Genomic DNA, 15,043 nt, shown 5'->3' with positions numbered 1-15,043 from the left:
ACGACCGGTTCCGGCGCCAGGCTGAGCCGAATAGCCTCAATAATCGGCTCATATAGTCGGCTCATATAATCGGCTCATGTGGATCTGGCAAGGGCCCGACTGGCCGACCTTCAGCTTCGATGCGGACCGCCTCGGCGCGGCCGTCGCGGGGTATCGCCACCGGGCCGCGCAACTTGCGGGCGGCGCGGCGCGCCTGGCCGTCGCCGACCGCCAGGAGGCACTGGTGCTCAGGTCCCAGGTGATCGCCCGCGCCCGGATCGATTTGGTGGTCGAGCAGGCGCGCTACTTCGATCTTTACCGGGACCGGCTCAACGAGCGCCGGCACAAGGTCGTTGGTCGGATGTTCACCGCGGGTCCGGCCGGGTTCGAGGGCGGGATGACCGCCGGGAACTATGTCGGCATCGCCCGCTGCTCAAAGACGACCGCGCCCCGCGACCTGGCGGCTCTACCCCAGATGGGCGCCTTGACCAGCCTGCCCGGGGGCGGTCGCAGCAGCCGGTATGCGCTCGCGCGCGTCGCGCCCTGAGGCTGTGTGCCAGCCGGCCACCGAGGCTTGAGGGTCGGCTTTCAGGCCGACCGACTGGGAGCGCCGCACCCCAGTGCGGCCCGGCCTATCGGCAACAGGTGATGCTACAGTCGTTTGCGAGATCGCGCCGCACTGGGGTGCGGCGCTCCCAGTCGCCGGGATGATGATCGAGGCCGCGTAGGCGAGCGGGAATCGATGGATCAGAGCCGGTCACGCAGGTCGCGCATGGAGAACCCGCACCAGGGACCGCTGAGTCCGCGGCTGAGGGCGAGCACCTTGAAACGCTCGCCCATGGCGGCGGGCAGCAGCAGTTGCTTTACCGCCTGCGCCAGGTTCAGGTCCGCCGCGCCGCCGTCGGCAGCGTCCGTCATCAGCCGGTCGATACCGCAGCCGATCAGGAACTGGGCCTGGGTGGCAAAACCGGCGACGGTCAGCTCCGCTGCCAGGGCGGCCTGGGCCACGGCGCTGAAGTCCACATGGGCGCCGATGTCCTGCAGGCCGAGGTGACGGTAGGGGTCGGCGTGCGCCTGGTGGCGCCAGTGGCACATCAGGGTGCCCATGGTGCGGTCCGGCTGGTAATAGGCGGACGCCGGGTAGCCATAGTCGATCAGCAGCACCAGACCCGCGTCCAGGCAGTCGCCGAGGGCGGCGCACCAGGGGTGCAGGCGCAGATTGATCTCCGAGGTGTAGCCCGGCGTCTGGGCCAGCCCCGCGTGCTGGAGGGCGGTGATCGCCGCGGTGAGGCCCGGGGAGCGCACCGGGGCCTCGACCTCGATCAAGGCCCCGTCACGCTCGCCCACACAGAGCTCCAGCGGCTCCCCCCCGGCGCCGATACTGAAGCGGTGGACCGGCATCGCGTCCAGCACCTCGTTGGCCAGGACCACCCCGCGCAGGGCACTGGGCAAACCGGTGAGCCAGGCGCAGCGCCCGGCCAGATGCGGGACCCGGGCGGCGAGCAGTGCGCGCTGGCGCTCTTGCAGGTCGGGGCTCGGCTCCAGGATCAGGTAGCGGCCGGGCAGGGCGCCCAGACGTTCCAGGCCGGTCAGGACCGCGACGGCCAGGGCGCCGTCCCCGGCGCCGAACTCCAGCACGTCGCCCCCACCGAGCCGCTCCAAGGCCTGCGCCGCCTGGACCGCGATGCAGCCGCCGAAGAGCGGGGACAACTGAGGCGCGGTCACGAAGTCCCCGCCCGCCCCGAACTTGGCCGCCCCCGCCACGTAGTAGCCGAGCCCCGGGGCATAGAGCGCCAGGTCCATGAAGCGATCGAAGGGCAGCAGACCCCCGGCGGCGGCGATCCCGGCGCGGATCAGGTCGCCCAGGCGGGCGCTGTGGTGGGCGGCGGCGGGGTCCGGGTGCGGAACCGGATCGGTAGGGTGCATGGTGGGGTCTGGTCCTGCGAGGCGCAATTTCCGATGCCAGTCGGGCAATCGACAAGAATCAAGAAATTAGACAGGATTAACAGGATTTTTCAGGATTAACAGGATCTAAGAGGGACACGATTACCGTCATCGGCATGTCTGCAAATCCTGTCAATCCTGCGAAATCCTGTCAATCCTGTCAATTTACAACCAGCCGGCACGGTCGTTGATGCTGACTTTGTGGCCGCTGACTCGTCGGTCTGAGGCAAAGCCGCGCTAAGGCGTCGTCCGGCCGCTTCCGGTCCCGGGACCTCGAAGACGGCCTGGAGCAGGTCGGTCACACCGCTGTCGAAGCCGACCTCGCAGTAGGCCAGGTAGTAGTCCCACATGCGGCGGAAGCGCGCGTCGTAGCCGAGTGCCGCGACCGCCGACGACTGGTCATGGAAGGCGCGGCGCCAGCGGCGCAGGGTTTCGGCGTAGTCGGCGCCGTACCAGCGCTCTTGCAGGGGGGTGAGGCCGGCGGCGTCGGCCTGGGCGCGCAGGCGCTCCGGGGAGGGCAACATGCCGCCGGGGAAGATGTAGAGCTGGATGAAGTCGGCGCTGCGCCGGTAACGCAGGAAGTCGTCCTCGTTCATGGTGATGACCTGCAGGCTGATGCGTCCGCCGGGGCGCACCAGGCGGCGCAGGGCCTGGAAATAGGTGGGCCAGTAGGCCTCGCCGACCGCCTCCAGCATCTCGATGGAGACGCAGTGGTCGAACTGGCCGCGGATGTCGCGGTAGTCCTGCAGGCGCAGTTCCACCCGGTCGCTGAGTCCCGCGGCGGCGATGCGCGCCTGGGCATAGTCCAACTGCTCCCGCGACAGGGTGACGCCGGTGACGCGCAGTCCGCGTCGGGCCGCGGCCTCGGCGAGCCCGCCCCAGCCGCAGCCGATCTCCAGGAGGTGCTGGCCGGGCCGGGCGTCGAGATCATCGAGCAGGCGTGCGTACTTGCGGACCTGGGCGGTTTCCAGTGATTCGCGCTCCCGGTCCGCGAACAGGGCGGCGGAGTAGGTCAGGCCCGGGTCCAGCCAGAGCCGGTAGAAGTCGTTGCCGAGATCGTAGTGACGGGCGATGTTGCGCCGGCTCATGCCGGGGCGGTTGTCGCGCAGCCGGTGGGTCAGGCGGTCCAGCCGACGGGACCAGCGCAGCCCCTTGGGGCCGGCGCCCAGGTGTTCCTCGTTGAGTTGGAGCACGTCCAGGAGGCCCGGCAGGTCCGGGGTCTCCCAGTCTCCTTCCATGTAGGACTCGGCAAAACCGATGTCGCCCCGGGTCAGCAGGCGCAGCAGCAGGCGCAGGGGCCGCGCGATGACGATCTCCCCCGCGGGTCCGGCGAAGCGCCCGCGATAGAGGTCGGCCCGGTCCCCGGGCAGGCGCACCAGCAGGCTGCCGAAGGCGAGTTGACGACACAGGGCGGCGAACAGGCGTGACAGACCAGCCGGTCGGGTCCGGCTGGTCAGGGGTCGGGCATCGATCGTTTCTTCGGCGGACATCAGGTGACTTCCTCCCGGGGCGGCATGGGCTTGGGGAAATAGGTGGCGCCGCCCAGCCAGATCTTGAGCGCGTGCCAGTGGATCATGGTGACGACCTTCAACGTCAGTAAGGGGAAGGCCAGGGCCGCTCGCAGCAGGTTGGCGTCGGTGAACGGGCGCAGGGTGCCGCGCTGGGCCGCGACCAGCATCAGCTTGCCGTCCTCGTATTCGTGGATCACCACATTCGACTCCTCGCCCTGGCGGGTGAAGCGGAAGCGGTAGTCCGCCTGCATCCCGACGAAGGGCGAGACGTGGAAGCCCTTGGCGCGGGACTGGCTCACCGGCCACTGCAGCGGCGCGCCCTGCTGGTGCAGCAGATAGCCATGGCGCTCGCCGAAGGTGTTGTGGACCTCGCACAGGATCGCCACCAGCGCGCCATCGGGGCCATAGCAGAACCAGGGGGTCATGGGGTTGAAGCCATAGCCCAGAACCCGCGGCATACACTGGATCGCGATCCGCTCGATCGGGATCGTCAGACCCAGCCGGGCGACCTGCCCCAGCAGCCAGTCCCGCAAGGGGGTCCCGTCACCGGCGCCGTGGTCCCGATCATGGAAGGCGAAGAGGTTGAAGCCGTTATGGGAGAACCAGCGGCTCCCGGCCGCCAGTTCGCCGATCCGATCGAGATCCAGGACCAGGCTGAAGACCCGATAGACGAAGCGATAGCGCACCGGGAAGAACCGGCGGTGCATGACCTGACCGAACAGGAGTTGTCCCGCGGCGGCGTTCATGAATGGGCCGGCTGGGGCCGGGCGCCGACCGGACTCCCGGCGGCGGGGGCCGGGGCACGGGTGCGGGTGTCGGGCCAGGGGGTGGGCACCCCCAGGGCCGCGGCCACCTCGACCGCGGCGCGCAGACCGTCCTCGTGGAAGCCGTAGCCCAGCCAGGCGCCGCTGAACCAGAGCCCGGACTGGCCCTGGATCTCGCGCATCCGCGCCTGGGCGGCGATGGCAGGGGCGTCGAAGACCGGGTGCCGGTAGTCCAGTTGCTCGATGATGAGATCGGCGCGCGGGGGCTGCGCCGGGTTCAGGCTGACGAAGACATCGGTGTCCTTGGGCAGGTTCTGCAGGCTGTTCATCCAGTAGGTCAGGGTGACGGACGCGCCCGGGTCCGCCGCCGCGCCGCGCAGGTAGTTCCAAGAGGACCAGACGCGGCGCCGCCGCGGCATCAGGGCCGGGTCACGGTGCAGATAGACCCGGTTGAGCCTGGTCTGGAAGCAGCCCAGCAGTTCCGACTCCAGGGGGCTCGGGTCCGCGATCAGGGCCAGGGCCTGGTCGCCGTGGCAGCCCAGGACCAGTTGATCGAAGGTCAGCCGCTCGCCGCCGACGGTCTCCACCTCGACTGCGCCGCCCGTGCGCCTGACCTGGCGCACCGGCGTACTGGTGCGCACCGTGCCGCGCAGTTCCCCCACCATGCGCTGCACATAGCTGCGGCTGCCCCCGCTGACGGTGCGCCACTGCGGCCGGTCTGCCAGGTCCAGGAGCCCATGATTATTGAAGAAACGGGCGAAGGAGAGGAACGGGAAGGCGCGCATCTGCTGCGTGGGACAGGACCAGATGGCCGCGGCCATCGGCAACAGGTAGTGACTGGCGAAGCGCTTGCCGTAGTGTCCCCGGTCCAGGAAATCGCCCAGGGACAGGGTGTCGTCCGCCGGCCGGTCGAGGAAGGCCTTGGCCGCCCGGTTGAAGCGGGCGATGTCGATCAGCATCCGCAGGAAGCCCGGGTTCCACAGGTTGCTGCGCTGCCCGAAGAGTCCGCCGAAGTCGGACCCCGCGTACTCCACCCGGCCGCCGTCGATGCTCGCCGCGAAGGACATGTCGGTCGGGTAGGAGGCGACCCCCAGATGCGCGAAGAGTCCGCACAGCAGCGGATAGTTGCGGTCGTTGAAGACCATGAAACCGGTATCCACCGCAAAGTCGCCGTCCGGGTGCGGGACCATCCGGGTGTTGGTGTGGCCGCCCACGTAGTCGTTGCCCTCCAGCAGGGTGACCTCGTAGCGGCGATCCAACAGCCAGGCGGCCGCCAGCCCCCCGATTCCGCCCCCGACGACCCCGATCGATGTTGGTGACACCGCGACCCCCCCTGCTGTTGATAAATGCTGTCGGATGAACGGATCCCACAACTGCCTTGGGCAGTTGTCCGACGTCCGTCCAATATTGAAACCCCGGGTGGAGACTACAAGGGGTGACGACAGCCAGTGCCCGGCCTCGCGCCGGCAGGTCCGGCGCCTGCGGGGCTGCACCCGGCTCAAGAACCGGCGTCAAGCCCCTAGTACACCCGGAAGGAACTGCTCGGACCTTTGGAAAAAGCGTGTACCCGTAGGGTGCGCCGCGCGCACCGGGGCGCCGGCCCAGGCTCACGACGTTTCGTTCAACCGCAGCCTTGGAAGGTGCGCTCGGCGCACCCTACGCCCGTGGTCTGACGACTTGCGCTGCGCGGTACTAGTCGACCTCGAACGCCGACCGCGGCGCCGGACCTGTCTGCCCCGGCCGCGGCCGCCAGACGTCCCCCCAGGGATAGGGCCTGGCGCGACCCAGGGCGGCATAGCCGAAGATGATCTCGCCCTTGGTGCCGTCGCTCAGCGTCAGTTGGCCGATGCCGTTACTGCCGGACTGATCCCGGATGGTCGCCGCCCAGCCGGCGCGGCCGTCGTTGCAGTAGACGTCGTAGATCGCGTCGCGCGATCCGGTGTAGGCGCTGTAGGCGCCCCGACAGGCCTTGTGCCCGCTGGTCACCCGGAAGTTGGATCTGAAGAGCCCACCCTGGTAGGTGCCCAGATAGAGCTGGTTGTCCATCGCGACGGCGAAGGGCCCCGAGGTGACCTCGGTCACCGGGATATCCTCCGCCTTCGGCTCCTCGAAATAGTCAAGGACATGGCTCACACAGGACGGATAGCTCTCCAGGTCCACATGGGCGCAGAGGCGCTCGGCGTAATCGTCGGGCGAGACATAGGTGACAATGCCGCCGATATGGCCGGGCAGAAAGGAGCCGCAGCCGCTCAGCAGCAGGGTCAGGAACGCGGTAGCCAGGACGGGTCTGTGCATGGGTCTTGCTCTCAGCGGATGGCCCCGGTCGGTCGCGCCGCCCGCCGGGGATCGCAACCCCGCCCCGTGCGTCGGTGCCGTTGGACTGCCTGGGTCCGGACCCCGCCAGTGTAGCCGGTTCCGGCGGCGCGAGGCGTGGAATTGGCACCGCGCGCCGCGGTGCCTGGCCGCGCGCGGCTCGTCGAGCGATGGATGCGCCGCGCCATCGTTCGGGGTCACGCCGGTCCGGCGGGCTGCGAGGTGCTCGGTGCGCAGACGATGTGATTCCGGTCGATCTGCACGCGGGCGACCCGGCCCAGCAGATCGAGCAGGACAGCAACCCGCCCCTTCCCCGTTGGCGCCTCGAAGATCGCTTCGATACCAGCGAAGGGTCCCGCGGCAATGGTCACCCGATCGCCTTTTTGAAACGGCTCGGCGCGAACCAGATGACAGGCCGCGGCCGGGTCCTCGGCGGCCATCAACGATTCGACGATCCCCTCCGGCACGGTCGCGGGCTCCGGGCCGAAGCGCACCAGATCGACGACCCCGAGCGTCGAGCGGATTGGCGAAAGATCCTGCACGCCGAAATCCAGCGCCACGAAGAGGTAACGCGGAAACAGGGGCTCGACCACCTCGACCCACCGCCCGCGCAGACGCTTGGGCTGCTTGAGCATCGGCAGGTAGGGCAGAAAGGCCTGTCGCGCGAGGTTCTCCCGGGCGACGGCTTCCTGTCGGGGTTTGGTGAAGACCACACTCCAAGTTTTCATGCGCCGATCCTGATCTGATGATGGCGAAACCGTTCAGTCACCCGCTCGCTTGCCCTCTACCCCGACAGCTTTTTTGCCTCGCTGTCGCCGTAATAGCCGCTGTGCTGATAATAATAGTAACTGCGATAGTAGCCGTAGCCGCCCGCGCGGGCCTCGAGCTTGGTCAGGATCGAGCCCAGCAGGGGCACTCGCGCCGTGCGCAAACGTTTGACCGCACCCACGACGTAACCGCGCGGGGTGCTGCCCGCCTCCACCGTCAGCAAGGTGCCCTGGCACAGATTGCCGATGATCAGCGCGTCGGCAAGACCGAGTAGCGGCGGACTGTCCAGGATCACCTGATCAAACCTTTCAGCGGCCAGGGAGAGCAACTCAACCATTCGGGCCGAGGCCAGCAACTCGGCCGGGTTGGGCGGCAGGGGTCCCGACGGGATGGCAAACAGGTTGGGGATATGGGTAGGCCGGGTAATGTCGACCGGCTGCGCCTCCCCGCCGGCCAGGTAGTTGGTCAGGCCGGTCTGATTGTCGAGTCGCAGGGACCCGTGGATCGTGGGCCTGCGCAAGTCGGCCTCGATCAGCAGTGTTTGCTTGCCGGCCTGGGCGAACTGGATCGCCAGGCTGAGCGCAGTCGTTGATTTCCCTTCACCATTGATCGCGCTGGTCACGGTCAGCAGTCGCGGTACGCCGGTCGCGGTGGAGAACTGCAGGGCGGTGCGTACCGAGCGGTAGGCCTCGGCGAAGGCCGAGCGCTGGTCGTCGTGGCCGACCAGGGCAATCGCGCGGCCCTCGGCAGTGACCCTGGGGGAACTCGGGATGATACCCAACATCGGCAGACCCAGCAGTTTCTCCAGTTCCTCGGGGCGGCGGAAGCTGTCATCGAGGCGCTCAAACAGGAAGGCCAGGCCGACACCACCCAGTACACCGAGCACCAGTGCCAGCAGCCCGTTTTTCCGCGGGTTCGGCGTGAAGGGCGCGGACGGCACCTTGGCCTCGTCCACCACTGAGATGTTGTTGGTGCCGATCCCCGCCGTAACCCCGACTTCCTTGTAACGCTGCAGCAGGCCCTCGTAGAGCTGACGATTTGTATCCGCCTCGCGGCGCAGGATGTTCAACGGGATGCTGCGGCCCTGCAGCGACAGCACTTCTTGTTTCATCCGCTCGAGGTTGGCGCGCAGCATTCCCTCTTCGGCCTTGGCGGCCTCGTAGTTGCCGGTGATCGCGGCCCGAATGTTGTCGATCTCCTGATCGATCGTGGCATCGATCTGATTGATCTGGTTGCGCAACTGCACCATTTCCGGAAAGGCCGGCTTGTAGGTGCTGAGATTGTCCTGGTACTGTGCCTCGAGTTTGGCCTTGGTCTGCTTGAGGTCCTGGATGATCGTGCTGTCGAGCACCGCCGCCAGCCCCTGGCCGCGGGTGCGCTCCATCTGTCGGTAGATCGACTCGGCCGCCATCCGCTTCTTGCTGGCATCGATCAAGGCGGCGCTGGCCGCGGTCATATTTCCGGTGATGATGCTCTCCTTCTGATCGACGGAGATGATCTCTTCCCGGCGCGAAAACTCGACCAGCTCCCGTTCCGATTCCTCCAGCTTGGTCTTGACCTGCTGTAGCCTTTCCTGCAGAAAATTGCGGGCATAGGTGGTGGAGTCGAAGCGCCGCTCGAGATTCAGGTTGATATAGCTCTTGGCCAGGTTGTTCAGGATGGCCGCCGCCAGCACCGGGTTGGGGCTGGCGTATGAGAGCCGCACCAGCCGGGAGTTGCGCACCGGCGTAATGGTCAGACCGCCAAGTAAGCCGCTGATGGCGCCCTCCAGCCGGGCGCTGTCCGCGGCCGGGTCTGGAGCCCCCGCCTCAGGCGTGACCACCGGGTCGGTGTCGCCGCGGGCCAGTAAGCCGGCCAGCCAGCGCTTCGCCTGGGTAAGCCACGAGGGCGGGGTGGGGGGCGCTGCCGCCGGGCGGTCGTTCAGGCCCATCTGTTCGACCACCCGCTGGGCCAGGCTGCGGCTCTTGAGCAATTCGTACTGCGTCTGGAGGTAGTCCTGGCCGCCGGTGGCGGTATCGACCGGCGTGCCTATCGTCACCACCTTGATATCCTCGCTGTCGATTTGCAGCGTCAGGTCGGCACGGTAGATCGGGGTCTCCAGATAGGTGTTGGTCATCATGGTCGCGACCACAATGAGGGTGACCACGACGATGGTCCAGCGGCGCTTGAGTACGACCTGCCACAACTCGCGCAGATCCAATCCCTCGCCTTCCGGCTCCTCCTCGAGCCCCAGGGATTGTGCCGACGGCGCCTGGAGGGGGACACCGTAAGGGCGCTCCAACGGGGCGCGCTCCGGCGGGAGCAAGCGGTGATCGGCCGCGATCGGCAGGTCGGGTGCGTTCATCGCATCTTAGAAGAAAGTGGCGACCACCGCGAACGGGAAAACGAACTCGAACATCTGCTTGGCGGTATCCTTCACGATGGAGCTGTCTACCAGGATCACGTCCTCGCCCAGGATTTCGGGGTCGGGAGCGCGACCGTCGCGGATTTCGGTCAGATTGAACTCCTCAATATAGCGCGTGCCGTCAGGTCTGTTGCGCATGATTCTGACCGACTTGGTATTCGCCACGCTTGAGGGGCCGCCGGCGCCGGCCACCGCCTGCATCAGGGTCGTTCGACCCTTGACCGGATAAACTCCCGAGGCCTTGACCGCGCCGATCACGGTGACCCGCTGACTGGTATATTCCTCAATGAAAATAATGACCTGCGGGTTCTGCAGATAGTCCTTGGCGAGCCGGGCGGCGATTGCGGACGCCAGTTGCTCGCTGGTCAGGCCGGCCGCCTGGACCAGGCCGATCAGCGGCAGGACGATCTGACCGGTGGCGTTGACCCGCACCGAGCGGTTCAGTGACTCGACCCCATACACCTCGATCTTGAGCAGATCCTGCGGTCCGATCAAATAATCCTGGGCGCCTGGTACGTTACCCGCGGCGGTGAGGCCCGGATTGTCGGCGACGTTCGACACTCGGGCCTTGGATGCGGCCTGAGGGTTCGCCGACGCGACGGCGCCTCCCGCATCCCCGGCCCGCTGGCCGGTGTTGGCACAGCCGACGAGGGCGAGCGCCAGGGCCCAGGGCGCCGCGCGTACGAACCACCTTGCAAGTGATGAAATAACGAACCCTCGACCTGTCTTGCCGGACAACCGCGCTAACCTCTGATCCATGGCACGGACCGCGGTACCCCACGGACCAATGCGCCTAATTAACATGAAATTCAACGATGGATGAACAATTTTCGCAGCCACGACCGGCCCGCCGACGGCGCGACGACGCCGACCAGACCCAAGGCCGCGGTCAGCGTTGCAGGATCGCTATCTTCCAATATACCACGCGGTCGTGTCGCAACCAGTTGCAAGGCTTCGGCCGCCCCCACCCAAGGTTCCGCCGCGCGTCGGCCCTCGGCCAGCAGCGGGGGGCGGCGGTCGACGCCATGGGCATCCGTCGCCAGAATGTGCACCCAGCCCTCATCCAGCAGACGCTCGGCCCAATACCGGGCGCCGGCACCAAAGCGGCCGGTGAGACTGCCCGCCGTGACCTGCAACCAGGCGCCGTGTCGCGCCAACTCGACCAAGGCCGCGTAACGGTCTTCGATCCAATCCAAGCGCTCCGGATGGGTGATGATCGGCACATAACCGGCGGTCAGGAGGTTGAACACGGTTTCTTCCAGGCGGGGCGGGGCAACGTGATGGGGCGGTTCCAACAGAAAATAGCGGCTGTTGTGCAGGGTTGGTACCCGTCCGGAGCGCAGGCCTGCGACCAAGTCCGGCGCCAGATGGGTATCGGCCCCGCAGGTTAACCGCAGCGCGATGTCGGCCTCGTCCAGATGCGCTTGTAGCTCTGTTACCGCCCGGCGGATGGCGGGACCCTGATTCTCATACAGACCCGGGTAGATATGCGGGGTGCAGGCCATCACCGCGATGCCGTCGGCCACCGCCAGACGCGCCATCGCCAGCGCCGTCGTCAGATCGGGCGCGCCGTCATCGACGCCGGGCAAGAGATGCGAATGCAGATCGACCATAAATTGCTCACCTATCACCCCGCAACGTGGACGCATCACGCCCTCTGGCCGCACAACTATACGCCGAACATCAAAATATAAAGAGTCAACGGCCATACCGAATTTGCCCAGGGCACCGGGGATGCCGTATCCTCCCCAGTGGCGGTGGCTGTTCGGGCTGGCGGTCGGCAGCCTTGAGCAACCCTCAGGGACAACTGCGATCGGCGTCAACGGCCAGCGACAGAGAAGACGAGCCTTGGCCGTAAGGTCGCATCTTGACGTTACCCCTGCCCGCGGCAAGGTCCCATGGTCATGGCGGCGGCCGCTGGGCATCTCCTACGGAGTCGGAACCGGCGATTCGCACCGCGAGCATGAACGAACCGCACCCCCCGTATCTCTTCTGGAACCCGCTGCGGCGCGCCGCCCTCGGCTTGCTGCTCGGGGTCCTGACCTGGCGCATCCTGGTCGTCGGACTGGCCGACTATTACGCGGATCAGCGAACACCGGATGCGGCTGTGGCCGCGTTGCGCTGGCGCCCCAACCATCCGGCGGCGCTCTACCAGCGGGCCGAGACCATGATCGAGAAGGCCCCCGCCGTCGCGTCCTCCCTACTACAGGCGTCAATCTGGGGCGACCCCACCGACGGCCTGGCCTATTTCGCCCTCGCGGACCTGTGGGTCGCGGCCGACCGACGGCCGGAGGCGCTCGCCCTGGCTGAGATCGCTGACCTCCTGGGTCCGATGCGGATCCCGGCGCTGGCGCGCTCGGCCAACTTCTGGTTCACCCAAGACCGGCCGGACCTGGGCCTGCAGCGTTGGAGCGCCTTACTGCGCAACCGGCCCGCGTCGACGGCCGAACTCTTCCCGCGGCTGCTCGCGTTCGCCGAGGACCCGGCCACCCGCCCGCTGCTGCAGCCCTTCCTGGACCGGCCGCCCGACTGGTGGGGGCGCTTTTTCGCCCACGCGGCGCGGCAGGAGCCGCGCGTGGAGACGGTGATCTTCCTCTACCAGGCCCGCAACCGCGGCCAGGATTTACCGACCGCGGACGAACAGGGCGTCTACCTGGACCGCTTATGGAAGGAGGGCCGCTGGCGGGAGGCCTATCTCGCCTGGCTGGAAGGGCTGGACGAACCGGCCCGACGGGGGTTGGGACACCTGTACAACGGCAGTTTCGACCTACCCATCACCGGGATCGGATTCGACTGGAGGATCAAGCCGCCCCCCGGGGTCACAGTAGAAACGGTCCAGACCTACGGGACCCACGGCCGACGCGCCCTGCACGTGGCCTTCGACGGCCGCCCGGCCCGTTTTCGGCACGTCCTGCAGCCGCTGTTCCTCGATCCCGGACGCTATCGGCTCCAGGGCCGGGTGCGTCCGGACGGGCTCTCACCCGGGGACGGCCTGCGCTGGATGGTCGGTTGTGACTGGCCGGAGCCGCGCCCACTGGCGATGACCGAGCCCTTCATCGGCAGGGACGACTGGCAGGTCTTCGGACTGGATTTCGAGGTGCCGGCTACGGATTGCCCGCTCCAGGTGTTGCGGCTGGAACACGGGGAGCGCGTCGGCAGCGGTCCCGATGGCCAGGGCGGGGTCTGGTTCGACGACCTGGCGATCAGCCGCCGGGGTTGATGCCCCGCGCCGCCGGGCGGGACGCGACCGGTTCCGGCCCATGGCCTGACATCGGGTGACGCCCTTAACAAATTTTTTACGGTGCCGGTGTCTGTCTTTGGTTATTCTATGAGAAAATCAGTGCCGCGCAAAGGAGGAGAAAAAATGAAGATATCAGGCGCAGCGGTCGGATTCGCCCTGGTACTGGCGGGTTACGGCGTCACCGCCGGGGCCGCGACCGCGTCGGCCGTGGTGGTCCAATCGCAAGGGAAGCCGCTGGTCACTCAGACCACGGCGACGGTCTCGGCGCAGAGCAAGCTGTCGCTCTACCCGGGTGATCGGATCGCCGCGCCCGCCGGTGCATCGCTGACGATCGAGTACCCGGGCGGTTGCCGCGTGACGATCCCGGCCAACAGCACACTCACCATCGGTGCCGCAAATCAGTGCAGCACCGGGCAGGCGAAGGTGCAGACCAGCTCCGCACCGGTAAAAAAGCCCCGTCCGCCCACCACGCCGCCGCCTCCCGAGGGCGGAAATTTGTCGCGGTGACCGCGGTCCTCCGGGGCTGCCGTGGGTTACGTCGTCGGCGTCGGAAAAACCCCGGTATGTCTTTAGCACTTTAGAACGCCGTCTCTAACTAACTGAGGAAGGACCGCCGTGAGATTGAGTATAACTGCCTTCGCACCGCTTGGTCTCTCGTTACTGCTCGGGATTGGTGCAACCGGATCGGCACAGGCCGTGGCCACCTTGGTGGTGGACCGCGGGTTGCCCGTCGCTAACCTGACGACACCGAATCTCAATATCAGCGCCGGCGTCAACCGGAGTAACGTCGATTGGAGCGGTTACACCGCGGGGGGGCAGTCGTTTATTACCGGCGATACCTTCCAAATGCCTGTCGATCAGCAGTGGACCATCGACACCATCCGCACCTGGTCGCCCGCCATCCCGCTTGCCGGCAGCGACACCCTGGGTAGCCTGTACTCGTCGATTACACTCTATGCCGACCTCTACAGCAACCTGGGAAACGATCCGGCGACCTGGGCCATCAATAAGGCTGGTACGATCTCCGGGAATACCAGCAACAACGACATCACATTCACGCGGGTGCTGTACCAGGACGCAACCGCTCCAAACGACGACTACCAGGGTCAAAGCGGCACCTGGTCCCAGATCTGGCAAGTCGATTTCAAGAATCTCAATTGGGTCGTCACCCCGGGCGACTGGATAGTATTCGGTGTCGACGCCGCGGCCTTGACGACACTTCCCTGGTCGAATCACGCATCGAATGCGGCCCTCAGCAATAGTCCGCAACAGGATGCTGATGACTTTTTCACCTTTATTAATATGACTGCTGGATTTTACGGGGACTGGTATGACTGCGACAGCGCTAGCGACCCCGAGTGCGTTTGGGGTAACTCAAGCGATATCAATGTCCAGGTCTTCGCCACCCCCGCCCCAGGCTCGCTCGCGCTCGCGCTCATCGGCCTCTTTGGCCTGTCCGCTGCCCGGCGCACCGAGGCCCGGAGCACCGCGGCGCGGTGCGCACCCTGACACGAAGGGGGTAAAATAGGGGTGTGGCCGGCGAAATCGCCCGTCGTAAGGTTGGATAAGGCGCGCCCTTGATCATAACTCGGGCTACACGGCAACCCGTCGCGGCCTGGGGGCCGCTCCTACGCGGTAGGAGCGGCCCCCAGGCCGCGACGGGTGTCATCGTCAATCAAGGCTGCGCGCGGCACAGCGCCCCGGACCGGGCACGGCGCTTCGGCGCGCCGCATCCACCAGCTTTTAAGTGACGAGTCAAGAGCAAGTTAAACACAGCGCAATCGTTGTCGTTTTCGTAATCGTTGTCATAATTTGGAGAAGCGATGCAGTTTGGTGTGCAAAAGAGTTCGAGGCGCTACGATAACCTCGATTACGACAACGACAACGCCCCGGCCAGCACTGCTAATGGACTTGTTCAACTTATCAGTGAGCTGTTTTTAAGGCATCGGCGATGCTGGTGGATGCACTGCGCTTATCCACCCTACGTCGTCACCGAGATCACATCAGTTTTGCTCGTACCCCGTGGCAACAGCCGGATAGACAGTAGCCCGCATCGGTAACCCGCGGGCTGATCGCAGGAGGCTCAGGATCACGGAAACGCAATGCGGATTTATCCGGT

General features: G+C 66.5%; 13 protein-coding genes. 4 read left to right on the top strand and 9 right to left on the bottom strand.

Features of this window, described 5'->3' with window-relative positions:
• The first annotated feature begins 76 nt into the window (after positions 1-76).
• On the top strand, positions 77-526 hold the full coding sequence (locus tag THSYN_RS25505) for a DUF4172 domain-containing protein (RefSeq protein WP_100921600.1): 450 nt from the start codon (positions 77-79) through the stop codon (positions 524-526).
• Positions 527-726: 200 nt separating this feature from the next.
• Here THSYN_RS25505 and THSYN_RS25500 read toward each other — a convergent pair whose 3' ends face one another.
• The 9 genes from THSYN_RS25500 to THSYN_RS25460 all read right to left on the bottom strand — a co-directional run bounded on the left by THSYN_RS25500 (position 727) and on the right by THSYN_RS25460 (position 11,296).
• Positions 727-1,905, bottom strand: coding sequence for a class I SAM-dependent methyltransferase (locus THSYN_RS25500; protein ID WP_100921599.1), 1,179 nt, complete (start codon positions 1,903-1,905; stop codon positions 727-729).
• Between the two features lie 95 nt (positions 1,906-2,000).
• Complete coding sequence (locus THSYN_RS25495; protein ID WP_100921598.1) at positions 2,001-3,413, bottom strand: SAM-dependent methyltransferase; 1,413 nt, start codon at positions 3,411-3,413, stop codon at positions 2,001-2,003.
• Positions 3,413-4,180 carry a DUF1365 domain-containing protein gene (locus tag THSYN_RS25490; protein ID WP_100921597.1) on the bottom strand — a complete coding sequence of 256 codons (768 nt, stop codon included), beginning with the start codon at positions 4,178-4,180 and terminating at the stop codon, positions 3,413-3,415. The genes THSYN_RS25495 and THSYN_RS25490 overlap by 1 nt, the downstream gene beginning before the upstream one ends.
• Positions 4,177-5,520 (bottom strand): NAD(P)/FAD-dependent oxidoreductase, encoded by a 1,344-nt coding sequence (locus tag THSYN_RS25485; RefSeq protein WP_100921596.1) that lies wholly within the window; start codon positions 5,518-5,520, stop codon positions 4,177-4,179. The genes THSYN_RS25490 and THSYN_RS25485 overlap by 4 nt, the downstream gene beginning before the upstream one ends.
• Positions 5,521-5,890: 370 nt before the next feature.
• On the bottom strand, positions 5,891-6,493 hold the full coding sequence (locus THSYN_RS25480; RefSeq protein WP_100921595.1) for a hypothetical protein: 603 nt from the start codon (positions 6,491-6,493) through the stop codon (positions 5,891-5,893).
• A 215-nt stretch (positions 6,494-6,708) separates the two neighbouring features.
• Complete coding sequence (gene rfaH / locus THSYN_RS25475) at positions 6,709-7,224, bottom strand: transcription/translation regulatory transformer protein RfaH (protein WP_216644630.1); 516 nt, start codon at positions 7,222-7,224, stop codon at positions 6,709-6,711.
• Between the two features lie 71 nt (positions 7,225-7,295).
• On the bottom strand, positions 7,296-9,623 hold the full coding sequence (locus THSYN_RS25470) for a GumC family protein (RefSeq protein WP_100921593.1): 2,328 nt from the start codon (positions 9,621-9,623) through the stop codon (positions 7,296-7,298).
• A 6-nt stretch (positions 9,624-9,629) separates the two neighbouring features.
• Positions 9,630-10,421, bottom strand: coding sequence for a polysaccharide biosynthesis/export family protein (locus THSYN_RS25465; protein ID WP_172965338.1), 792 nt, complete (start codon positions 10,419-10,421; stop codon positions 9,630-9,632).
• A gap of 71 nt (positions 10,422-10,492) precedes the next feature.
• Positions 10,493-11,296 carry a tyrosine-protein phosphatase gene (locus tag THSYN_RS25460; RefSeq protein ID WP_216644629.1) on the bottom strand — a complete coding sequence of 268 codons (804 nt, stop codon included), beginning with the start codon at positions 11,294-11,296 and terminating at the stop codon, positions 10,493-10,495.
• A gap of 350 nt (positions 11,297-11,646) precedes the next feature.
• Between THSYN_RS25460 and THSYN_RS25455 the strand changes: the two genes are divergently transcribed.
• The 3 genes from THSYN_RS25455 (at position 11,647) to THSYN_RS25445 (ending at position 14,433) form a co-directional block, all read left to right on the top strand.
• Positions 11,647-12,903, top strand: coding sequence for a tetratricopeptide repeat protein (locus THSYN_RS25455; RefSeq protein ID WP_100921591.1), 1,257 nt, complete (start codon positions 11,647-11,649; stop codon positions 12,901-12,903).
• Between the two features lie 144 nt (positions 12,904-13,047).
• Positions 13,048-13,431, top strand: a complete 384-nt coding sequence (locus THSYN_RS25450; RefSeq protein WP_100921590.1) for a FecR family protein — start codon at positions 13,048-13,050, stop codon at positions 13,429-13,431.
• Positions 13,432-13,539: 108 nt separating this feature from the next.
• Complete coding sequence (locus THSYN_RS25445; protein ID WP_157817926.1) at positions 13,540-14,433, top strand: PEP-CTERM sorting domain-containing protein; 894 nt, start codon at positions 13,540-13,542, stop codon at positions 14,431-14,433.
• Positions 14,434-15,043: the final 610 nt, after the last annotated feature.

The sequence above is a fragment of the Candidatus Thiodictyon syntrophicum genome, from assembly GCF_002813775.1.
In the GTDB taxonomy this organism is placed as follows: domain Bacteria; phylum Pseudomonadota; class Gammaproteobacteria; order Chromatiales; family Chromatiaceae; genus Thiodictyon; species Thiodictyon syntrophicum.
This window is presented reverse-complemented; position numbering and strand designations above follow the sequence as displayed.